This is a genomic window from Micrococcus sp. SL257, assembly GCF_026625585.1.
GTDB lineage: Bacteria > Actinomycetota > Actinomycetes > Actinomycetales > Micrococcaceae > Micrococcus > Micrococcus luteus.
In genome coordinates this window covers 1,442,204-1,460,729 of record NZ_CP113053.1, presented here as the reverse complement: position 1 = coordinate 1,460,729, position 18,526 = coordinate 1,442,204, and the positions used below count along the sequence as shown (strand labels likewise).

The 18,526-nt window shown below is 74.9% G+C and carries 18 protein-coding genes; 7 read left to right on the top strand and 11 right to left on the bottom strand.

Annotated features, from left to right (window positions below; translation table 11 throughout):
• Positions 1 to 46: 46 nt before the first annotated feature.
• From OVA32_RS06765 to OVA32_RS06745, 5 genes are all read right to left on the bottom strand, one after another.
• The gene (locus OVA32_RS06765) at positions 47 to 478 is read right to left on the bottom strand and encodes a preprotein translocase subunit YajC (RefSeq protein ID WP_036317946.1); all 432 of its coding nucleotides are present in this window, start codon (positions 476 to 478) and stop codon (positions 47 to 49) included.
• Positions 479 to 538: 60 nt separating this feature from the next.
• Positions 539 to 1,561: a Holliday junction branch migration DNA helicase RuvB gene (gene ruvB / locus OVA32_RS06760; RefSeq protein ID WP_036317944.1), complete on the bottom strand. Its 1,023-nt coding sequence runs from the start codon at positions 1,559 to 1,561 to the stop codon at positions 539 to 541.
• Positions 1,558 to 2,202, bottom strand: coding sequence for a Holliday junction branch migration protein RuvA (ruvA, locus tag OVA32_RS06755; protein WP_036317942.1), 645 nt, complete (start codon positions 2,200 to 2,202; stop codon positions 1,558 to 1,560). Before ruvA ends, ruvB begins: the two co-directional genes overlap by 4 nt.
• Before the next feature lie 80 nt (positions 2,203 to 2,282).
• Positions 2,283 to 2,918, bottom strand: a complete 636-nt coding sequence (gene ruvC / locus OVA32_RS06750; RefSeq protein ID WP_036317938.1) for a crossover junction endodeoxyribonuclease RuvC — start codon at positions 2,916 to 2,918, stop codon at positions 2,283 to 2,285.
• 47 nt (positions 2,919 to 2,965) lie between these two features.
• Positions 2,966 to 3,727 carry a YebC/PmpR family DNA-binding transcriptional regulator gene (locus OVA32_RS06745; RefSeq protein ID WP_036317934.1) on the bottom strand — a complete coding sequence of 254 codons (762 nt, stop codon included), beginning with the start codon at positions 3,725 to 3,727 and terminating at the stop codon, positions 2,966 to 2,968.
• A 99-nt stretch (positions 3,728 to 3,826) separates the two neighbouring features.
• On the opposite strand from OVA32_RS06745, the gene OVA32_RS06740 reads away from it, so the two are divergent.
• A complete protein-coding gene (locus OVA32_RS06740; protein WP_036380983.1) occupies positions 3,827 to 5,920 on the top strand; it encodes a M3 family metallopeptidase in 2,094 nt (697 codons plus the stop codon).
• A gap of 6 nt (positions 5,921 to 5,926) precedes the next feature.
• On the opposite strand, the gene OVA32_RS06735 is transcribed toward OVA32_RS06740, so the two are convergent.
• Positions 5,927 to 7,327: an alpha/beta hydrolase family protein gene (locus tag OVA32_RS06735; RefSeq protein ID WP_020627847.1), complete on the bottom strand. Its 1,401-nt coding sequence runs from the start codon at positions 7,325 to 7,327 to the stop codon at positions 5,927 to 5,929.
• Positions 7,328 to 7,414: 87 nt separating this feature from the next.
• Here OVA32_RS06735 and msrB point away from each other — a divergent pair, with 87 nt between their 5' ends.
• From msrB to OVA32_RS06715, 4 genes are all read left to right on the top strand, one after another.
• Positions 7,415 to 7,930, top strand: a complete 516-nt coding sequence (gene msrB, locus OVA32_RS06730) for a peptide-methionine (R)-S-oxide reductase MsrB (protein WP_020627848.1) — start codon at positions 7,415 to 7,417, stop codon at positions 7,928 to 7,930.
• Positions 7,931 to 8,005: 75 nt separating this feature from the next.
• Positions 8,006 to 8,620, top strand: a complete 615-nt coding sequence (locus OVA32_RS06725) for a DUF3000 domain-containing protein (protein ID WP_020627849.1) — start codon at positions 8,006 to 8,008, stop codon at positions 8,618 to 8,620.
• Between the two features lie 71 nt (positions 8,621 to 8,691).
• Positions 8,692 to 9,942, top strand: coding sequence for a ribonuclease D (locus OVA32_RS06720; protein ID WP_101967650.1), 1,251 nt, complete (start codon positions 8,692 to 8,694; stop codon positions 9,940 to 9,942).
• Positions 9,943 to 10,018: 76 nt separating this feature from the next.
• Positions 10,019 to 12,190, top strand: coding sequence for a 3-hydroxyacyl-CoA dehydrogenase NAD-binding domain-containing protein (locus OVA32_RS06715; RefSeq protein WP_267713747.1), 2,172 nt, complete (start codon positions 10,019 to 10,021; stop codon positions 12,188 to 12,190).
• Positions 12,191 to 12,231: 41 nt separating this feature from the next.
• Here the strand turns inward: OVA32_RS06715 and OVA32_RS06710 are convergent, their stop codons facing one another.
• Positions 12,232 to 12,888, bottom strand: coding sequence for a hypothetical protein (locus OVA32_RS06710; protein WP_078025485.1), 657 nt, complete (start codon positions 12,886 to 12,888; stop codon positions 12,232 to 12,234).
• 94 nt (positions 12,889 to 12,982) lie between these two features.
• Here OVA32_RS06710 and OVA32_RS06705 point away from each other — a divergent pair, with 94 nt between their 5' ends.
• Positions 12,983 to 13,495 carry a Rieske (2Fe-2S) protein gene (locus OVA32_RS06705; RefSeq protein WP_078025486.1) on the top strand — a complete coding sequence of 171 codons (513 nt, stop codon included), beginning with the start codon at positions 12,983 to 12,985 and terminating at the stop codon, positions 13,493 to 13,495.
• 7 nt (positions 13,496 to 13,502) lie between these two features.
• On the opposite strand, the gene OVA32_RS06700 is transcribed toward OVA32_RS06705, so the two are convergent.
• Genes OVA32_RS06700 through dxs form a run of 4 tightly spaced genes read right to left on the bottom strand, consistent with a single transcriptional unit; the run spans position 13,503 to position 17,340 of the window.
• Positions 13,503 to 13,832 carry a PLD nuclease N-terminal domain-containing protein gene (locus tag OVA32_RS06700; RefSeq protein ID WP_020627854.1) on the bottom strand — a complete coding sequence of 110 codons (330 nt, stop codon included), beginning with the start codon at positions 13,830 to 13,832 and terminating at the stop codon, positions 13,503 to 13,505.
• Positions 13,832 to 14,806 (bottom strand): aldo/keto reductase, encoded by a 975-nt coding sequence (locus tag OVA32_RS06695; RefSeq protein ID WP_041103647.1) that lies wholly within the window; start codon positions 14,804 to 14,806, stop codon positions 13,832 to 13,834. Before OVA32_RS06695 ends, OVA32_RS06700 begins: the two co-directional genes overlap by 1 nt.
• A gap of 3 nt (positions 14,807 to 14,809) precedes the next feature.
• Positions 14,810 to 15,328, bottom strand: a complete 519-nt coding sequence (locus tag OVA32_RS06690; protein ID WP_041103646.1) for a hypothetical protein — start codon at positions 15,326 to 15,328, stop codon at positions 14,810 to 14,812.
• Complete coding sequence (gene dxs, locus OVA32_RS06685) at positions 15,325 to 17,340, bottom strand: 1-deoxy-D-xylulose-5-phosphate synthase (RefSeq protein WP_052520056.1); 2,016 nt, start codon at positions 17,338 to 17,340, stop codon at positions 15,325 to 15,327. Before dxs ends, OVA32_RS06690 begins: the two co-directional genes overlap by 4 nt.
• Positions 17,341 to 17,841: 501 nt before the next feature.
• On the opposite strand from dxs, the gene OVA32_RS06680 reads away from it, so the two are divergent.
• Positions 17,842 to 18,429, top strand: coding sequence for a YdhK family protein (locus tag OVA32_RS06680; protein ID WP_041103644.1), 588 nt, complete (start codon positions 17,842 to 17,844; stop codon positions 18,427 to 18,429).
• The last annotated feature ends 97 nt before the right edge of the window (positions 18,430 to 18,526 follow it).

Genomic DNA, 18,526 nt, shown 5'->3' with positions numbered 1-18,526 from the left:
GAGCGGCCCCGCCAGGCGGGGCCGCGTGTGCAGGGGTGGGTGGGCCTCAGGCCAGGTCGTCGCGGCGCGGACGCGGGTCGTCGGCGTCGTCGGCGCGGTACTCGGTGCCGGGGGCGTCATCCAGACGCGACGGGTCCGTGGTGGGCGCGGCGGCCGTCTCCGGCTCCACGACGGTGGTGACGCCCTGCAGGTGCACGTCCATGCGGGTGCCCGGGGCGGTCTCCAGCGTCACCCGCTGGCCCTCGGTGTCCACGGCCACGACGGTGCCGAAGATGCCGGCGCCCGTCATGACCTCGACGCCTGGGGCGAGGGTGCTGCGCATCTGCGCCTGCTGCTGCTGCATCTTCTTGCCCTTGCGGAAGGAGAGGAAGAGCATCACCGCGAGCAGGGCGAAGGCGATGAGCATGAGCAGGCTGCCGCCACCCCCCTGGGCCTGCTGGGCGATCACGGGCAGGGTCGCGGCGGTGGCGACGGGCATGGGGGACTCCTGATGCTCGGGGTGGGCGGGCCTGTCCAGTGTAGGGGCCCGCCCTGGGCGTCACGGCCCCGGCGTGGCCTCCGGAGCGGCGAGGCCCAGGTGCTCCCAGGCCCCCGGCAGCGCGACGCGGCCACGGGGGGTCCGCGCCACCATGCCCTCGCGGATGAGGAAGGGCTCGGCCACGGTCTCCACGGTCTCGGCCTCCTCCCCCACGGCGGTGGCCAGCGTGCTGAGCCCCACGGGCCCGCCGCCGAACGTGGTGCACAGGGCCGTGAGCACGGACCGGTCGAGCCGGTCCAGGCCGCGCCCGTCGACCTCGTACATGTCCAGGGCGGCGGCGGCGTCGTGCGCGCCGACCTCGGCCAGCCCCTTCACGAGCGCCCAGTCCCGCACGCGGCGCAGCAAGCGGTTGGCGATGCGCGGGGTGCCGCGCGAGCGCCGGGCGATCTGCCGGTACCCCTCCGTGGCCAGCCGCATGTCCAGCAGCAGGGCGGAGCGGCGCAGGACGCGCTCGAGCTCCACCTCGGTGTAGAAGTCCAGATGGCCCGTGAAGCCGAAGCGGTCGCGCAGCGGCCCCGGCAGGAGGCCGGCCCGCGTGGTGGCGCCGACGAGCGTGAAGGGCGGCAGCTCGAGCGGGATCGAGGTGGCGCCGGCGCCCTTGCCCACCACGATGTCCACCCGGAAGTCCTCCATGGCCATGTAGAGCATCTCCTCGGCCGGGCGGGACATCCGGTGGATCTCGTCGAGGAAGAGCACCTCGCCCTCGGTGAGCGAGGACAGGATGGCCGCGAGGTCGCCCGCATGCTGGATCGCGGGGCCGGAGGACAGCCGCAGGGGGGCGTTCATCTCCGCGGCCACGATCATCGCCAGCGTGGTCTTGCCGAGCCCGGGCGGACCGGAGAGCAGGACGTGGTCCGCGGCGCGGTCGCGCAGCCGGGCGGAGGCGAGCATGAGGTCCAGCTGCTCGCGCACGCGCATCTGGCCCACGAACTCGTCCAGGTGCTTGGGGCGCAGCGCGGCCTCGAGCCGACGCTCCTCCGGGTCGACGGCCGCCGCGGACAGCGGCGAGGACTCCGCGCTCATCGCCCGCCTCGCACAGAGCCGGCCATGCCGACGTCGCGCAGGGTGGCACGCAGCAGCGCGGCGACGTCGCGGCCCTCGTCCAGCTCCGGGCGGGCCGCCACGGTGGCCTCGACGGCCTTGAGCGCCTCCTTCTCGGACCAGCCCAGGCCGGCCATCGCCTGCACGACGTCGGCGTGCCAGAGCGCCTCGACGGTCGGCTCGGCGCTCGCCTCGGCCTCCGCCTCGGGCACCGGCTCCCCGGTGGGCGCGAGGCGGCCGGAGAGCTCGACGATGATCTTGCGCGCCATCTTCGGCCCGATGCCGGGCACGCGGGTGAGGGTCTTCTCGTCCTCCTCGGTGACCGCCCGGCGCACGGTCTCGGGGTGGTGGACGGAGAGGATCGCCAGGGCGAGGCGGGGACCCACGCCGTTGGCCGTGATGAGCACCTCGAACACCTCGCGCTCGTCGCGGTCCGCGAAGCCGTAGAGGGTCAGGGCGTCCTCCTTGACCACGAGGTGGGTCTGCACCGCCCCCGGCCGGCCCTCGTGCAGGGTGGCCAGCGTCTGCGGGGTGGCGGAGAACTGCACACCCAGGCCGCCGACGGCGATGACCGCCCGGTCGAGGGCCACGTGCTCGACGGTGCCGCTGAGCGAGGCGATCATGAGGGGCCCTCCTGTCGGGACGGACGGACGCCGGTCGGCGCGGATTCGAACATATCATCGAACGCCGGCCCGGCAGCGGCCTACCGGCGTCGCCCGCCGCCCGCCGAGCGCTCGGCGTCGAGCCAGGCCCGCTGCGCGGCGGTGAGCTGGCCCCGCGGGCGGGCGCGCGCGGGCGCCTTGGCGGCGAACTGCGAGCGCCCCGCCCGGGAGGCGAGGTCCGCGGTGTCGAGGCCGGTCTGGCCGGCGGCCGCGCCGAGGGCGGTGCCGCGCCAGCCGTGGGCGATGGCCAAGGCGAGGGCGTCGGCCGCGTCGGCCGGGCGCGGCGGGGCGTCGAGGCGGAGGATCCGGGTGACCATCGTGGTGACCTGCTCCTTGCCCGCATCGCCGTGTCCGGTGACGGCGGCCTTGACCTCGGAGGGGGTGTGCAGGCCCACGGGGACGCCGGCGCGCGCGGCCGCGGCGATCGCCACGCCCGCGGCCTGGGCCGTGCCCAGCACGGTCGGCGTGTTCGTGTTCGCGAACATGCGCTCGACGGCGGCGCGATCGGGCCGGTGCGCGGCGAGGACCGCGGAGACGGCCTCGTCGATGCGCAGGAGGCGCTGGTCCAGGGGGGCGGTGGGCGGGGTGCCCGTGACCTCGACGTGGACGAGCGCGGCCCGCCGTCGCGCGTCCACGTCCACCACGGCGATCCCGCAGCGGGTGAGCCCCGGGTCCACCCCGAGGATCCGGACGACGTCGGCGGGCCGGCGCGCGCTCAGCGCGATCAGTCCTCGTCGAGCTCGGCGAGGACCTCGGGGGCGATGTCCACGTTCGAGAAGACGTTCTGGACGTCGTCGAGGTCCTCGAGGGCATCGGCCAGCTTGAGGAAGGTGCGGGCGCCCGACGCGTCCAGGTCCACCTTCATGGTGGGGACGAACTCGAGCTCGTCGGACTCGTACTCCACGCCCGCCTCGTCGAGGGCCTTGGCCACGGACTGCAGGTCGGAGGGGTCCGAGAGGATCTCGAAGGAGTCGCCGGAGACGACGACCTCCTCGGCGTCGGCGCCGCCCTCGAGCACGGCCTCGAGCAGGCCGTCCTCGGTGTTGCCCTCGGCGGGCAGGCGCACGAGGCCCTTGCGCTCGAAGAGGAAGGAGACGGAGCCGGAGTCGGCCATGGTGCCGCCGTTGCGGGTGACGGCCGCGCGCACGTCCGCGGCGGCGCGGTTCTTGTTGTCGGTCAGGCACTCGACCAGCAGCGCCGAGCCCTGGGGGCCGCGGACCTCGTACATGATCTCGGCGTAGTCGATGACCTCGCCGGTGAGGCCGGCGCCGCGCTTGACGGCGCGGTCGATGTTGTCGTTGGGCACCGAGGCCTTCTTGGCCTTGGACACGGCCAGGTCGAGGGCGGGGTTGCCGGCGACGTCGGGTCCGCCGGCACGTGCCGCGACCTCGATGTTCTTGATGTACTTCGCGAACGCCTTGGCGCGCCGCGCGTCGATGACGGCCTTCTTGTGCTTGGTGGTCGCCCACTTGGAATGTCCTGCCATCACGCCTCCTCAGGTCTGGATCTCGTCTGCTGGCTCGACCGCCCAGTCTAGCGACGCCCGGTGGGGTGGCGCGGATCACGGCTGACTACACTCGCGCCCATGACCCACACCTCCGCGCCCTCCGTCCTGCCCGCCGACCACCCGCTGGCGACCCCCTCCGACCTGCCCTACGGGCTGCCCGACTTCTCCGCCGTCTCCGACGCGCAGCTGGCCGAGGCCGTGCGCGCGGGGATGGCGGCCCAGCGCGCCGAGGTCGACCAGATCCTCGGGGCGGCCACGGCGCCGACCTTCGAGAACACCGTCCGTGCGCTCGAGCTGTCCGGCCAGCTGCTGCGCCGCTCCGCCGCGATGTTCTTCACGCTCGTCGGCTCGGACGGCACGGATGCGCGGCAGGCCCTGGCCGAGGAGCTCTCCCCCGAGCTCGCGGCCCACGAGGACGCGATCCTGCTGGACCCGCGGCTGGCGGCGCGCGCCGCTTCGATCGACGACGGCGGCCTCACGGGCGAGGACGCCCGCCTGCTGGAGACGCTGCGCCTGCGCCTCTCCCTGGCGGGGGCGGACCTGGACGAGGCCGCGCGCGAGGAGCTGCGCGGGATCAACACGGAGCTGGCGTCCCTCTCGGCCGCCTACACGCGCCGCCTCGTCGCGGACACCGCCGCCCGCGCCGTGCTCGTCACGGACCGCGAGCGCCTGGCCGGTCTGAGCGAGGACGACCTGGCCGCGGCGGCGGGGGCGGCCGCCGAGGCGGGGCACGGGGACGGGGACGCGGCGGCGGGCCCGTGGCTGCTGACGCTGTCCCTGTTCACGTCGCAGCCGTGGCTGGCGTCCCTGCAGGACGAGGGGATGCGGCGCGAGGTGTTCGAGGCGTCGACGGGCCGGGGCGGGTCCGGGGAGCACGAGACGCTGACGACGGCGATGGCGATGGTGCGGCTGCGGCTGCGCAAGGCGCGGCTGCTGGGGGCGCAGAGCTGGGCCGAGCAGGCGCTGAAGGACCGGGCGGCGCCGTCGACGGCGGCCGTGGAGGAGCTGCTGGCCGCGATGGCGCCGCGGGCGATGGCCAACGCGCGGGCGGACGCGGCGACGGCGGCGGCGCACGCGGGCCGGACGGACGCCGAGGTGGCCCCATGGGACTGGCCGGCGCTGTCCGCGGCGTACGCGCGGGAGGAGTTCGCGGTGGACGCGGACGCCCTGCGCCCGTACTTCGAGCTGGACCGGGTGCTGACCGAGGGCGTGTTCGCGGCGGCGACGGCGCTGTACGGGCTCACGTTCGCCGAGCGCCCGGAGCTGGCGCGGCACCTGTACCGCCCCGGGATCCGGGTGTTCGAGGTGACGGGTGAGGACGGTGCCGGGGTGGGTCTGTTCGTCGCGGACCTGTTCGCGCGGCCGACCAAGTCGGGCGGTGCCTGGATGCACACGGTGCGGGACATGGCGGACGCCCTGGGCGAGCGCCCGGTGGTGTTCACCACGATGAATGTGCCGGCCCCGGCGGCGGGGCGTCCGGCCCTGCTGACGCTGGATGAGGCCACGACGCTGTTCCACGAGTTCGGCCACGCCCTGCACGGGCTGCTGGCCCGGGGCGAGTACGCCTCGCTCACCGGGACGAACGTGCCGCGCGACGTCGTCGAGTTCCCGTCGCAGGTCAACGAGGTGTGGCTGCGCGAGCCGTCCCTGCTGGCCGCGTACGCGCGGCACGTGGAGTCGGGCGAGCCGCTGCCGGCGGGGACGCTGGAGCGGCTCGAGGCGGCGGACCTGTGGGGCGAGGGGCACCGCACGGTCGAGTATTTGGGCGCGGCGCTCGTGGACTGGGCCTGGCACTCGCTGACGGAGGAGACGGTGGACGCCGCCACGGCCGACCCGGCCGCGTTCGAGCGCCGGGTGCTGACCGAGGCGGGCATCGACCCGGACCTGGTGCCTCCGCGCTACGGCACCGGCTACTTCAAGCACATCTTCGGCGGCGGCTACGCGGCCGGGTACTACTCCTACGTGTGGGCCGAGGTGCTGGACGCGGACGCCGTGGAGTGGTTCCGCGAGCACGGCGGGATGACGCGGGAGAACGGCCGCCGGTTCGCGGACGAGCTGCTCTCGCGGGGCGATACGCGTGACCTGCTGGAGTCCTACCGCGCGTTCCGTGGCCGGGACGCCGAGCTCGAGCCGCTGCTGCGCCGTCGGGGGCTGGCGGACGCCGCGGCCTGAGCGCGGTCAGCGCCCCCGGCCGCCGGGGCGGGGGGCGCTGAGCACGGCGCGCAGCCAGCCGCGCACGGTGGTGTCCCACTTGCGCGGGTCCACGTTCTGCTCGCGGGTGTGGCGGGCCTGGTGGAAGCGGACGAACCGCACGAGGTCCGGGTTGCGCTCGGCCAGGTCCTGCGAGGGGCCGACGGGCACGTACTCGTCGTCCTCGGAGTGCAGGATCAGCGTGGGCACACGCACGTGGTCGGCGCGGGTCACCCAGTCCAGGGCCTTGAGGTCCACGGGGGCGGCCAGGCCCGTGATGAACCGGCCGGCCCGGTTGGCCAGCAGCCACTGGCCGAGCAGGCCCACGGCTTCGGGGATCCGGTTGAGCCGGGCCTGGTGGCGCAGCACGTCCACCCAGTCGATGACGGGGCCCGTCAGGACCACGCCGCGCACGTGCGGGGCCAGCGGGGAGCGGTCCACGGTCTGCAGCACCACGGCCCCGCCCATGGACCAGCCGAAGAGGACGACGTCCCGGGCGCCGTGGTCGAGGGCGTAGCGGATGGCCGCCTCGACGTCCTCCCATTCGGTGGTGCCGAGCCCGTAGCGGGCGTCGGCGGCGTCCGGGGCGTCGCCGTCGTTGCGGTAGGAGATCAGCAGCGACGTCATGCCCAGGCGGCGGGCGGTCGGCACGGCGCGGATGCCCTCGTTGCGGCGCGCGCCGCGGCCGTGGACCATCACCGCCCACAGCCCCTCCGCGGGACGGGGTTCGCCGTCCTCGCTGGGGTCCGGCTCGATGCGCCATGCGCGGGCGTGGCCGCCGGGCACCGGCACCTGCACGTCCTCGGCGTCGAGCCCGGCGTCGGCGGGGGTCGGGTAGACGAAGCCGGTGAACCGGCCCCGGGTCGCCGTCGTCAGATCGCCGGAGAAGACCTCCTCGACCGCGCGCTGCACCGTGCCGTCCCGGGGGTCGAAGGAGGTGATCTCCCCGATGCGGGCGCATCCGGCGCCGTCGTCGAACGTGAGGGAGTACTGGCCGGGCACGGTGGTGTACTCGTCGGCCTGCAGGATCACGTCCTGCCCGGCGGGCGTGTCGACGACGGCGAGGATCGGCGTGGACTCGGCGTGGCGGCGCACGGGGGTCACCACGGTGCGGGCGAACACGCCTGCGAGCGCCGAGCTCGCCCCGGCCAGCACGAAGGCGGAGGCCGCGGCGACGCTGAGCACGGGCGGGGCCCAGCGGGCCACCGGGGAGGCCACGGCCACGCCGCCGCGCACCGATCCGGTGACTCCGCGGCGGACCAGGCGGCCCGCTCGGCGGACGCGGGAGTCGCGACCCCCGGCCCGCCGGGCTGCCACGGTGACGGCGGCGGCCAGGGCGGGCGGCAGGTCGGCGGGGTGGGGACGGGGACGGCGGGGTCGTGCGGCCATGCGCGCCATTGTCCTCCACGGGCGGGCGCGCCCGCCAATGCGACGCCGGTCGGGAACACGACGGCGCTCCGGACCGTTGCACCGGGCATGACCGAGACTCCCCACACCCCCCATGACGGCCCCACCCCCGACCCCGCGCGGGACGTCCCCGCTCCCGAGCAGACCCTGGCCGCCCCGGGCGGCGCCCGCCTGACGGACGAGGAGTGGGCCCGACGGCTCACGCCCGAGGAGTTCCAGGTGCTGCGCCGGGCCGGCACGGAACGGCCCTTCACGGGCGAGTACTGGGACTCGCACGTGAAGGGCGTGTACGCGTGCCGGGCGTGCGGATCCGAGCTGTTCCGCTCGGACGAGAAGTTCGACGCGCACTGCGGCTGGCCCTCGTTCTTCGCACCGCTCGCGGAGGACCGGGTGGAGTACCTGAAGGACACCACCCTGGGCATGGAGCGGATCGAGGTGCGGTGCGCGGCGTGCGGCTCCCACATGGGTCACGTCTTCGCGGGCGAGGGCTATGACACCCCCACGGACCTGCGCTACTGCATCAACTCGATCTCGCTGCGCCTGGCCCCCGCCGACGACGCGGCGGCCCCGGACGGGGCGCGCTGATCCGGTGCGGGAGCGCCGTGGCGTCCACGGCGCGCCCCCGCGGCCCGCTGGGCCCCGCAGCCTAGGCTGACGGGCATGAGCGTGATCGGGCCCCGTCGCCTCTCCGCCGCCCCCGGGGCGGTCGAGGCGCCCGTGCCGCCGGGGGTGTTCCGGCGTGCCCTGGCGGACCTGCGCGATGCGCGGCCACGGACCGAGGTGCGGCTGCGGGAGATCCCGGCACCCGAGGGGCAGGCGCCCTTCGCCGTCGCCCTCGCCGCCGACGTGTGCGACGGGCCGGGCGCGACCGGCGGCGTGCTGGCCACGGGGCGGTTCGTCCTCCTGCACGACCCGGCCCCGGACGCCCGGTGGCCGGGAGGCTTCCGGGCGGTGACATGGATCCGTGCGAGCCTGGAACCGGACGTCGCACTGGACCAGCTGGCCGGCGCCGTCGCGTGGACGTGGCTCGTGGAGGCGCTCGAGCGCCGCCACGCCGAGCACTCCCACGCCGGCGGCACCGCGACGCGCAGCATCGCGGAGGGCTTCGGGACGCTCAGTGCGGCCCCGGACACCACCGACATCGAGCTGCGCGCCTCGTGGACCCCGGCCCCGCGGGACCTCGGCTCGCATCTCGAGGCGTGGTCGGACATGATCTGCGCGTTCGCCGGTCTGCCGCCCGAGCACGCCGCGGACGTCCACACGGCCGGCCCCTGACCGCGCGCCCGCGCCTCCGACACACCGGGCCCCGGCCCGTCCCCGCCCCGACCTCCCCGAACAGGAGCAGCATGACCGACGCCCCCGAGACGGCCGCCCCGGACGCGCCCCCGCGGCTGATCGCCACACCGGCCGGTGGAGTCCCCCGGCTCACCGACACCCGCGCGGGCCTGGAGGCCTGCGCCGCGGCGCTCGCCGCGGGGACCGGGCCCGTCGCCGTCGACGCGGAGCGCGCCTCCGGGATCCGGTATGGCCAGCGGGCCATGCTCGTCCAGCTCAAGCGCGAGGGCGCCGGCATCTGGCTCGTCGATCCCGAAGCCCTCGACGGGCTGGCCCCGCTGCAGGAGGCCCTCGCGGGCGTCGAGTGGATCCTGCACGCGGCCAGCCAGGACCTGCCCTGCCTGGCCGAGCAGGGGCTGCGCCCCGATCGGCTGTTCGACACCGAGCTCGCGGCCCGGGTGTCCGGCCTGCCGCGCGTCGGCCTGGCCGCGGTCCTGGAGGAGCTGCTGGGGGTCACCCTCGCCAAGGAGCATTCGGCCGCCGACTGGTCGGTGCGTCCGCTGCCCGAGGCGATGCTCACCTACGCGGCGCTCGACGTCGAGCTGCTCGTCCCGCTGCGCGAGGCCCTGATCGCGCGCCTCGAGGCCGACGGCAAGCTCGCGTGGGCCGAGCAGGAGTTCGAGCACGTGCGCACGGCCCCGCCGCCCACGCCGAAGAAGGACCCCTGGCGCGGCACCTCGGGCTCCCAGACGCTGCGCCGCCCCGTGCAGCGCGCGGTCCTCAAGCGCCTGTGGGAGGCCCGCGAGGACCTCGCCCGCCACCGCGACGTCGCCCCCGGCCGGCTCATCCCGGACCGGTCGATCGTCGCCGCCGCGGCCGCCCAGCCGCGCACCGTCCCCGCCCTGCGCCAGACCTCCGGCTTCCACGGCCGCGCCGCGAGCCGCGAGGCCCCGCGCTGGATCGCCGCGATCCGGGCCGGCGTCGAGGACGCCGAGCGGGGCGACGCCCCCGCGGCGCAGATCCGCACCAGGGACGGCCCGCCCCCACCCCGGGCCTGGAAGGACCGGGACCCGGTGGCGGACCGCCGCCTGCGCACGGCCAAGGCCCGCGTCGCCCGACGGGCCGAGCAGCTGGGGATGCCCACCGAGAACCTCCTCACCCCGGACACCCTTCGGCGGATCTGCTGGACCCCGCCCGCCCCGATCACCCCCGAGACCGTCGACGCGTTCCTGACGGAGCGGGGCGCGCGCCCGTGGCAGGTGGAGAACGTCGGCGCGATCGTCACGGTCGCGCTCCTCGACCCCGATCCCGCCGGCGCCTGAGCCCCCGACGCGGCCGGCCGGATCGGTCCGTCGCGTCGCGTCGACGCGGAGGCTACTCGCCGGTAGTGTGACCCGCATGACATCCGTTTCTCTTGCTTCCTTCGACCACCTGCCCGCCCTGGCCCCGGATGAGGTCGTCACCACCGTCACCGTGACCGACCACGCCCTGCCCGAGGGTGCGGGCACGCTCGCGCTGCTCACGCTGGACAACGGGCAGGGACCCCGCCGGCCCGCGACCCTGGGCCCGGCCACGCTCCTCGGCCTCGGCCGGGTGCTCGACGAGCAGGCCGCCCGGGCCGCCGCGGGCGCGATCCAGGCCCTGGCCGTGACCGGTGTGGAGGGGACCTTCGCGGCCGGGGCGGACCTGTCCCTGATCGCGGGCCTCACCGACGACGTCGGCCGCGACCTGGCCCTGCTCGGCCACGCCGTCTACGACCGGCTCGCGGCCCTCGAGATCCCCACGGTCGCGCTCGTGAACGGCCTCGCCCTCGGCGGCGGCCTCGAGCTGGCCCTGGCCGCCGGACACCGCGTGGTGGCCGCCGATGCGAAGGGCTTCGGCCTGCCCGAGGTCCGGCTCGGCCTGATCCCCGGCTGGTCCGGCGTGTGGCGCGTGCCCCATCTGATCGGCCCGGAGGCCGCCGTCGACGTCGTGCTGAAGAACCCCCTCGACGACAACCGCATGCTCGACGCCCGCGCGGCGCACGGGCTGGGGCTCATGGACCGGATCGTCGAGGGGGACCTCCTCGACGCCGGCCTCGAGCTCGCCGCCGCCCTGGTCACCGGGGACGAGTCCGTGGCGGCCGAACTGGCCGCCCACCGCGACCGCGACGTGTCCGACGCCGCCTGGGACCGCGCCCTGGCGGCGCTGGAGCGGCTGCAGGCCGCCCGTCCCGGTCGCCACCTGCCGGCGCGCCGTCACCTGGAGGCCCTGTTCACCGGGGCCCGCACGCGCACCCGCGCCGAGTCCGCCCAGGCCGAGGCGGACGCCCTCGGGACGCTGCTGCACTCCCCCGAGTTCCGCCGCACCGTGTACGCGTTCCTCGGCCTCGTCCAGGGCCGCGCCAAGCGCCCCGCCGGCGACCCGGGCCGCGAGCTCGCCCGCGAGGTCCGGAAGGTCGGCATCGTCGGTGCGGGCCTGATGGCCGGCCAGCTCGCCCTCGTCTTCGCCCGGCACCTGCGGGTGCCCGTCGTGATGACGGACGTCGACGCCGAGCGTGTCGAGCGCGGCCTGGCGGGCGTGCGCGCGCAGGTCGAGAAGATGGTCTCCCGTGGACGGCTCTCCGCCGAGGACGGCCAGGCCCTGGCCGGGTTGATCACCGCGGACACGGACAAAGCCGTGTATGCGGACGCCGACATCGTCATCGAGGCCGTCTTCGAGGAGCTCGAGGTCAAGCGCACCGTCTTCCGCGAGCTCGAGGGCGTCGTGCGTGAGGACGCCATCCTGATGACCAACACCTCGAGCCTGTCCGTGGCCGCCATGGCCGAGGTCCTCGAGCGTCCCGAGCGCCTCGTGGGCTTCCACTTCTTCAACCCGGTGGCGGTCATGCCGCTCGTGGAGATCGTGCGGACCGAGGCGACGACGGACGAGGTCGTGGCCACCGCGTTCGAACTGACCCGCCGGCTCCGCAAGACCGGCGTGCTCGTCCACGACGCCACCGCGTTCGTGGTCAACCGCGTCCTGCTGCGCATGATGGGCGAGGTGCAGAACTCCTTCGACGAGGGCACCGACGCGCACGAGGCCGACCACGCGCTGGACCCGCTGGCCCTGCCGATGACGCCGTTCACCCTCCTGGCCATGGTCGGCATCCCCGTGGCCCAGCACGTGTCCGAGTCCCTCTCCGCGTCCTTCGGCGCGGAGCGCTTCCCGGTCTCGGCGAACCTGCAGCGCCTGATCGACGCCGGCAAGACCGCGATCTGGGCCAAGGACGTCCGCCCGGACCGGCGCGACGAGGAGGCCGCCGGCGCGACCGGCGAGCAGATCCCGGAGGCGACCGCGGCCCTGCTGGAGCAGGGCTCGACCCCGCAGACCTCCGAGGAGCTGCTGCGCCGGGTCGAGGACGCGCTGGCCGAGGAGATCGGCCTGCTCCTGGACGAGCGCGTCGTCGCGGCCCCCGAGGACGTGGACCTGTGCATGATCCTCGGCGCCAACTGGCCCCTGCACCTGGGCGGCATCACGCCGTACCTGGACGACTGCGGGGCCGCCGAGCGGGTGAACGGGCGGCGCTTCCACCCGGCCGCGCAGGCCTGACCGGCCCCGGCCGGGCCGTCCGCGACGGCCCGGCCCACGGCTCAGGCGATCGGCAGCCCGGCGAACGTCACCACGTGCGCGTCGAGCCCGGCGGTCGCCGCGGCCTGGTCGGCCACGGGGGTCGAGGCGGTGCCCCCGCCCCAGTCGGAGGCGACCACGGCGCCCTCGCGCACGAGGTGCGCCCCCAGCTCCACGCCGTCCGCGACGACGGCCACCCGCACGTCCGACCCGCCCGCGTCCGCCGGGCGCAGCTCGGCGCGGGGCACGCGCAGCCCGCCCTGCAGGGGCGAGGCCTCCTCGAGCCGGTCCACGGCGAGCGGGCCCTCGGCGGCCACCCGCGCGAGGAGGAGGTACTCCGCGTACGAGGGCAGCACCGCGGCGTCGATGCCGGCCCGCTCACGGTCGATGCGCACCCGCTGGGCTCCGGCGGAGTCCTCGTGGGTCGTCCATGCCCAGCCGTCCCCGTCGGGCGTGAAGCCGACCTGCGTCTGGGCGAGGTAGCGCTCCGGCAGACCGTCGCGGGCGGCGCGCTGGGCGGTTGTGGGGGCGAAGCCCGTCCGGGTGGTCAGCACGCCGTCCTCCAGCACCCGGTGCAGGAAGCCGACGTGCACGTCGTCGAGGGTCACGGCCTCCCACCGCTCGAAGGGGGTGAGGTCGAAGCGGGCGGCGCCGGTGGGGCGCGGGGCGGGGTCGGTCACGGCGGTGCTCCTGGGGCTCGGGGGTCCGTCCCCTCGATCCTCGCACCCGTGGGGCCCGGTCGCATCCGCCCTCGCCGCGGGCGATAATGGGTCGATGACCACGCAGGACTCCCCCCTCACCCCGAACTCCTCCCGGTCCGCCTGCTGCGGCGGCCACGCCCGCCCGGACACCTCGCGCCGCACCGTCCTGGGCCGCGGCGCCGCCGTCGCCGCCGCGGGCGCCGGCGCACTCGCGCTGACCGGCTGCACGGACCAGCTGCGCGAGAAGGACACCGCGCAGGACCACTACACCGGCTCCGACGCCGTCGACGCGCTGCCCGCCGCCGAGCTGCCCGTGGGCGCGTCCCGCGAGGTCCAGGTGCAGGGCCGGACCCTGATGATGCACCGCGTGGACGAGACCACGGTGACCGCCTTCACCAACGTGTGCACGCACCAGGGCTGCCTGCTCCAGGTCGTGGACCGGCAGGAGGGCCCGGCCTACGCGTGCCCCTGCCACGGCTCGCACTTCGACGTCACCTCGGGCAAGCCGTTCGGCGGCCCGGCCCGCCAGGCCCTCATGGACTACGACGCGGCCGTCGTCGACGACCGCATCGTCGTCAAGCTCTGAGCCCGGCTCATTCCTCCGGCGCGCCGTAGCGCCGGCGCGGGGGCACCACGACGGCGGAGCGGTCGTTGGGGTCCCACGCCGGCTGCTCGCGCCGCCGCGCCGGGTAGTAGCGGTGCCGCCACCAGAACCAGATGAGCGCCCCCAGCACCGGCAGCAGCAGCATGAGGCCGACCCACGGCAGGCGCGCCCGGGCGTCCAGGGGGCTGCGGCCCAGCGAGACGAAGCCGGCCACCCACAGCGCACCGGCCACGACGGACACGGTCCAGCCCAGGGCGGCCTCCCCCGGCGTCGGCACGAGCGGGGTCGCGGCGGCCGCGCCGGTCAGCGCGCCGGCCATCAGAAGAGCGCGACCTTCTCCGGGCCCGGGAACAGGGCGTCCAGCTCGGCCAGGTCCTCCGCGGTGGCGAGCCAGTCGGCCGCCGCCGCGTTCTCCACGACCTGCGCGGCACGGGTGGCGCCGGCGATCACGGAGGACACCGGTCCCTGCGCCGCCAGCCACCCGATCGCGGCCTGGACCTCGGTGATCCCCCGCTCCCGGGCGAACCGGCCGAAGGCGGCCAGCTGCTCCAGGTCGGCGTCGGCCACCATGTGCTGGCGCACGTGGGACAGGCGCGAGCCCTCGGGGGCGTCGCCCTGCGAGTACTTGCCCGTGAGCAGCCCGTTGGCCAGCGGGAAGTACGGCAGGACGCCGAGCCCGAACTCGGCCGCCGCCGGGACCACCTCGAGCTCGGCCCGGCGGTCCAGCAGGTTGTAGTGGTTCTGCGCGGACACGAAGCGCTCCACGCCCAGCTCGCGGGCCACGTACTCGGCCTGGGCGATCTGCCACCCGGCCCGGTTCGAGTGGCCCACGTAGCGGACCTTGCCGGCGCGCACGAGGTCGTCGAGCGCGCGGAGGGTCTCCTCGATGGGCGTGGCCGGGTCCGGGGTGTGGAACTGGTAGAGGTCGATCCAGTCGGTGCCGAGGCGGCGCAGGGAGTCCTCGACGGCGCGCACGATGTACCGGCGGGAGCCCCGCGCGCCGCCGTCGTCGCCGGCGACACCGCCCATGTCCATGCCGAACTTGGTGCCGATCACCACCTCGTCGCGGCGGGCGCCCAGGGCGCGGCCGAGCCGCTCCTCGGACAGGCCGGGCTCGGCGCCGTAGACGTCGGCGACGTCGAAGAAGGTGATGCCGGCGTCGAGCGCGGCGTGGACGACGTCGTCGGTGCCGGCCTGCTCCAGCGTGGCGGTGCCGGGGCGGCCGAGGTTGTTGCACCCCAAGCCGACGACGGAGACGGTCAGCCCGGAGCGGCCGAGACGGGTGTGGCGCACGGGTCAGCCCTCCTGCTCTGCGGTGCGGACGTCCACCTTGTTCGGCTGCACGCCGTCGGCGCGCTTGGCGGCCGCCGGGATCTCGGCGGCGGCCTTGCGGGCGTGGGGGGTCCGGACGCGCAGCACGAGGGCACCGACCTCCTCGACGACGTCCTCGACCTCGCCGAGACCGCGCCAGGCCAGCTGGTGGGTCATCTCGACGCGCAGCCGCTCGACGGTGCGCCGCTCGATCGCCGTGGCCTCCCGGCCGCGGAGCCGGTAGGCCACCGGCAGCACGGCGAAGGTCGCGGGGTCCGCCTCGGCGAAGCCCTCCTCCGCGCCCTGCGCCACGAACGCGGCCAGCAGCTGATCACCCTCGGCCTGGTCGGCCAGGGGCTGCTCCCCGACGGTGCCGGGCTGGCCGACCCGGCCGTGGTGGACCACGAACTCCCCGGCCTCCGCGTCGGCCCATGCCTCGCGGTACTCAAAGAGGCGGGCGCCGTCGTCGCCGACGCTCTCACGGTACAGCCGGACGATGCTCATGCCTGCTCCTGGTGGTGGGGGGCGGCCGCGTCCTCGGGGACGGGCCGGGCGTACGGGACCTTGGCGCCGAGGACCTGGGCGACGGTGTCCTGGGTGATGCGCTGCGCGGTGAGGCCCACGCGGGCCAGCACCTGCTCGCGGCTGCCGTGGGCGAGGAACTCGACCGGCAGGCCGACCTCGTTCAGGGCGGTGTCCACGCCGGCCGCGCGCATCTCCTGCCGGATCCGCGAGCCGACGCCGCCGGCCCGCACCCCGTCCTCGAGGCACACGACGATCCGGTGGCGGGCGGCCGTGTCGATCACGGACCGGGCCACGGGCAGGACCCACCGCGGGTCGATCACCGTGGCGCTGATGCCGTGCCGCTCGAGCCGTTCGGCGACGTCGAGGCCGAGCTCGGCCATCGCGCCCACCGCCACGATCAGCACGTCCCGCTCGGCGCCGTCGCGTCCGCCGGCCTCGCCCCGCCGGGCGAGCACGTCCGTGCCGTCCGACAACCGCTCCAGGGCGCGCACCGACTCGCCGACCGAGCCCTTCGCGAACCGCACCACGGTGGGCGCGTCCTCGACGGCGACGGCCTCGCGCAGCTCCTCCCGGAGCGTGTCCGCGTCGCGGGGCGCGGAGATCCGCAGCCCCGGCACCGACTGCAGCAGGGCCAGGTCCCACATGCCGTGGTGGCTCGGGCCGTCCGGCCCGGTGACGCCCGCGCGGTCCAGCACGAACGTCACGCCTGCACGGTGCAGGCCCACGTCCATGAGCACCTGGTCGTACGCGCGGTTGAGGAAGGTCGCGTAGACGGCCACCACGGGGTGCAGACCACCGAAGGCCATGCCGGCGGCCGAGGTGACCGCGTGCTGCTCGGCGATGCCGACGTCGAACACCCGGTCCGGATGGGCCAGCGCCATCGGGGCCAGGCCCACGGGGTTCTGCATGGCGGCGGTGATGGCCACGACGTCCGGCCGCTCATCCGCGATCGCGACCATCTCCTCGCCGAACACGGAGGTCCAGGACTGGGCCGTCGACGAGGTGATGGGCTCGCCCGTGGAGGGGTCGATCACGCCGATCGCGTGGAACTGGTCCGCCTCGTGCGCGACCGCCGGCGCGTAGCCGTGCCCCTTCTCGGTCATCGCGTGGACGATCACGGGCCCGCCGTACGCCCGCGCGTCCTCGAGGGCCTCCTCCATGGCGGTGAGGTCGTGGCCGTCGACCGGGCCGATGTACTTCATGCCCAGGTCCTCGAACAGGCCCTGCGGCGCCCAGAGGTCCTTGAGACCCTTCTTCGCCGCGTGCAGCGGCCGGTACACCAGCTCGCCCGCGAGGCCGGCCTCCTGGAGGCGGTGCTTGAGGTAGTCGAGGGTCTGCTCGTAGCGGTGGTGGGTGCGCACCTTGTCCAGCACCCCGCGGCGCAGTCCGCCCAGGTGCTCGGCGACGCCGCCCACGGTGGGCGCGTACGAGCGGCCGTTGTCGTTGACGACGATCACCACGCGCCGGTCCCGGCCGGCGGCGATGTTGTTGACGGCCTCCCAGGCCATGCCCCCCGTGAGCGCACCGTCGCCGATCACGGCCACCACGGTGCGGTCCCCCTGCCCGGTCTGCGCCCAGGCCCGCGCGATGCCGTCCGCCCAGGAGAGCGAGCTGGAGGCGTGCGAGGACTCCACCACATCGTGCTCGGACTCCGTGCGGTCGCCGTAGCCGGACAGACCGCCCTCCTGGCGGAGCGTCGTGAAGTCCTGGCGTCCGGTGAGCAGCTTGTGCACGTACGACTGGTGACCCGTGTCGAAGATGACCGCGTCCTTCGGCGACTCGAAGACGCGGTGCACGGCCAGCGTCAGCTCGACGACGCCCAGGTTCGGTCCGAGGTGGCCGCCCGTCTTGGAGACGTGGGCGATCAGGTAGGCGCGGATCTCCGCCGCCAGCGCGGTCAACTGGTCCTCCGTGAGGGCCGACAGGTCCGCCGGGCGGGCGATCTGCGGCAGCAGCGGGGCGCCGGGGCTCGTGGGGGGCAGATGTTCCATGGTGCGACCAGCCTACTCCGCGGCTCCGCACCCGGGCGGGACGCGGGCGGCGGCCCGCGCGGGCGGGCCCCGTGGATCAGGCCTTCGCGGCGATCTGACGGAGCACGTACTGAGACATGCTTCGCTCTGCCTGGCGATAGTTGCACAGCTTCCGTCGGCTCTCAGGATCCCTGTCTCGATGGGACGCCCGACGATGCAACCGTACAAGACCAATTTCTCTTGGGTGATCGGCGGTACTGGGATCGTCTTCTCACCACGGTGATGTTCACGAGACGACGCAGCCGATCCCGTCACGACGGCGAGCGAGGTGAGCCCGTCCGTTCGGGCCTCGATTCCATCTGCGACCAGAGCCGCCGAGCCGATGTTCTCCATCGCAGCCTCAGCGCTGCCACCCCGGGTCGATTGGATCTTGGCCGGGCGATTCCATGCCCGCCGATCGACATCGACTTGATACCCGGGAGGGGTATAGCGTTGACTGGACCAGAACGAACAGGAGACTTCATGCGCAAGCACCTCATGACCACCGTCGCCGCAGGAGTGCTCGGAGGAGCGCTCGTGTTCACCGGCTGCAGCACCGGCGGCGACCAGGACCAAGGGACCCCCTCGACGACCAGCCAGCACGAGGGCCACGGCAGCAGCTCTGACAGCGGCGGGATGGAGCATCCGATGGACGGCGGCCCCGCCCCCGAGGGCATCGAGACGGCTGCGTCGCCCACATACCCGGTCGGCACCGAGGTCACGCTCACCGCCGACCACATGGAGGGCATGGACGGTGCGAACGCGACGATCGCCGGCGCGTACGACACGTACACCTATGCGGTGGACTTCACGCCGTCCGCAGGCGGGGAGCCGGTCAAGGACCACAAGTGGGTCGTCCAGCAGGAGATCAAGGACGCCGGAGATGAACGTCTGGCCGACGGCACCGAGGTCACTCTCGAGGCCGAACACATGGAAGGCATGAAGGGCGCGAAGGCGACCATCGCCTCCTCCACCGAGGAGACCGTCTACATGGTCGATTACGAGTCCGACGGCATGACGATGACCAACCACAAGTGGGTCGTCGAGAGCGAGCTCAAGCCGGCCTCCTGAGCCGATCGCCGCGGGCGCGCTGAAGGTCCGCGGCGAAATACGACCCGATCGAAGGAAAGATCGGGGAATGACGAGGGGAAGCGAAGAGCATGACGGA

Coding starts and splice junctions, on each gene's coding strand:
- OVA32_RS06765 (WP_036317946.1), bottom strand. CDS start 478: ATGCCCGTCGCCACCGCCGCGACCCTGCCCGTGATCGCCCAGCAGGCC.
- ruvB (WP_036317944.1), bottom strand. CDS start 1,561: ATGAGCGCGGAGTCCTCGCCGCTGTCCGCGGCGGCCGTCGACCCGGAG.
- ruvA (WP_036317942.1), bottom strand. CDS start 2,202: ATGATCGCCTCGCTCAGCGGCACCGTCGAGCACGTGGCCCTCGACCGG.
- OVA32_RS06745 (WP_036317934.1), bottom strand. CDS start 3,727: ATGGCAGGACATTCCAAGTGGGCGACCACCAAGCACAAGAAGGCCGTC.
- OVA32_RS06740 (WP_036380983.1), top strand. CDS start 3,827: ATGACCCACACCTCCGCGCCCTCCGTCCTGCCCGCCGACCACCCGCTG.
- OVA32_RS06735 (WP_020627847.1), bottom strand. CDS start 7,327: ATGGCCGCACGACCCCGCCGTCCCCGTCCCCACCCCGCCGACCTGCCG.
- msrB (WP_020627848.1), top strand. CDS start 7,415: ATGACCGAGACTCCCCACACCCCCCATGACGGCCCCACCCCCGACCCC.
- OVA32_RS06725 (WP_020627849.1), top strand. CDS start 8,006: ATGAGCGTGATCGGGCCCCGTCGCCTCTCCGCCGCCCCCGGGGCGGTC.
- OVA32_RS06720 (WP_101967650.1), top strand. CDS start 8,692: ATGACCGACGCCCCCGAGACGGCCGCCCCGGACGCGCCCCCGCGGCTG.
- OVA32_RS06715 (WP_267713747.1), top strand. CDS start 10,019: ATGACATCCGTTTCTCTTGCTTCCTTCGACCACCTGCCCGCCCTGGCC.
- OVA32_RS06705 (WP_078025486.1), top strand. CDS start 12,983: ATGACCACGCAGGACTCCCCCCTCACCCCGAACTCCTCCCGGTCCGCC.
- OVA32_RS06700 (WP_020627854.1), bottom strand. CDS start 13,832: ATGGCCGGCGCGCTGACCGGCGCGGCCGCCGCGACCCCGCTCGTGCCG.
- OVA32_RS06690 (WP_041103646.1), bottom strand. CDS start 15,328: ATGAGCATCGTCCGGCTGTACCGTGAGAGCGTCGGCGACGACGGCGCC.
- dxs (WP_052520056.1), bottom strand. CDS start 17,340: ATGGAACATCTGCCCCCCACGAGCCCCGGCGCCCCGCTGCTGCCGCAG.
- OVA32_RS06680 (WP_041103644.1), top strand. CDS start 17,842: ATGCGCAAGCACCTCATGACCACCGTCGCCGCAGGAGTGCTCGGAGGA.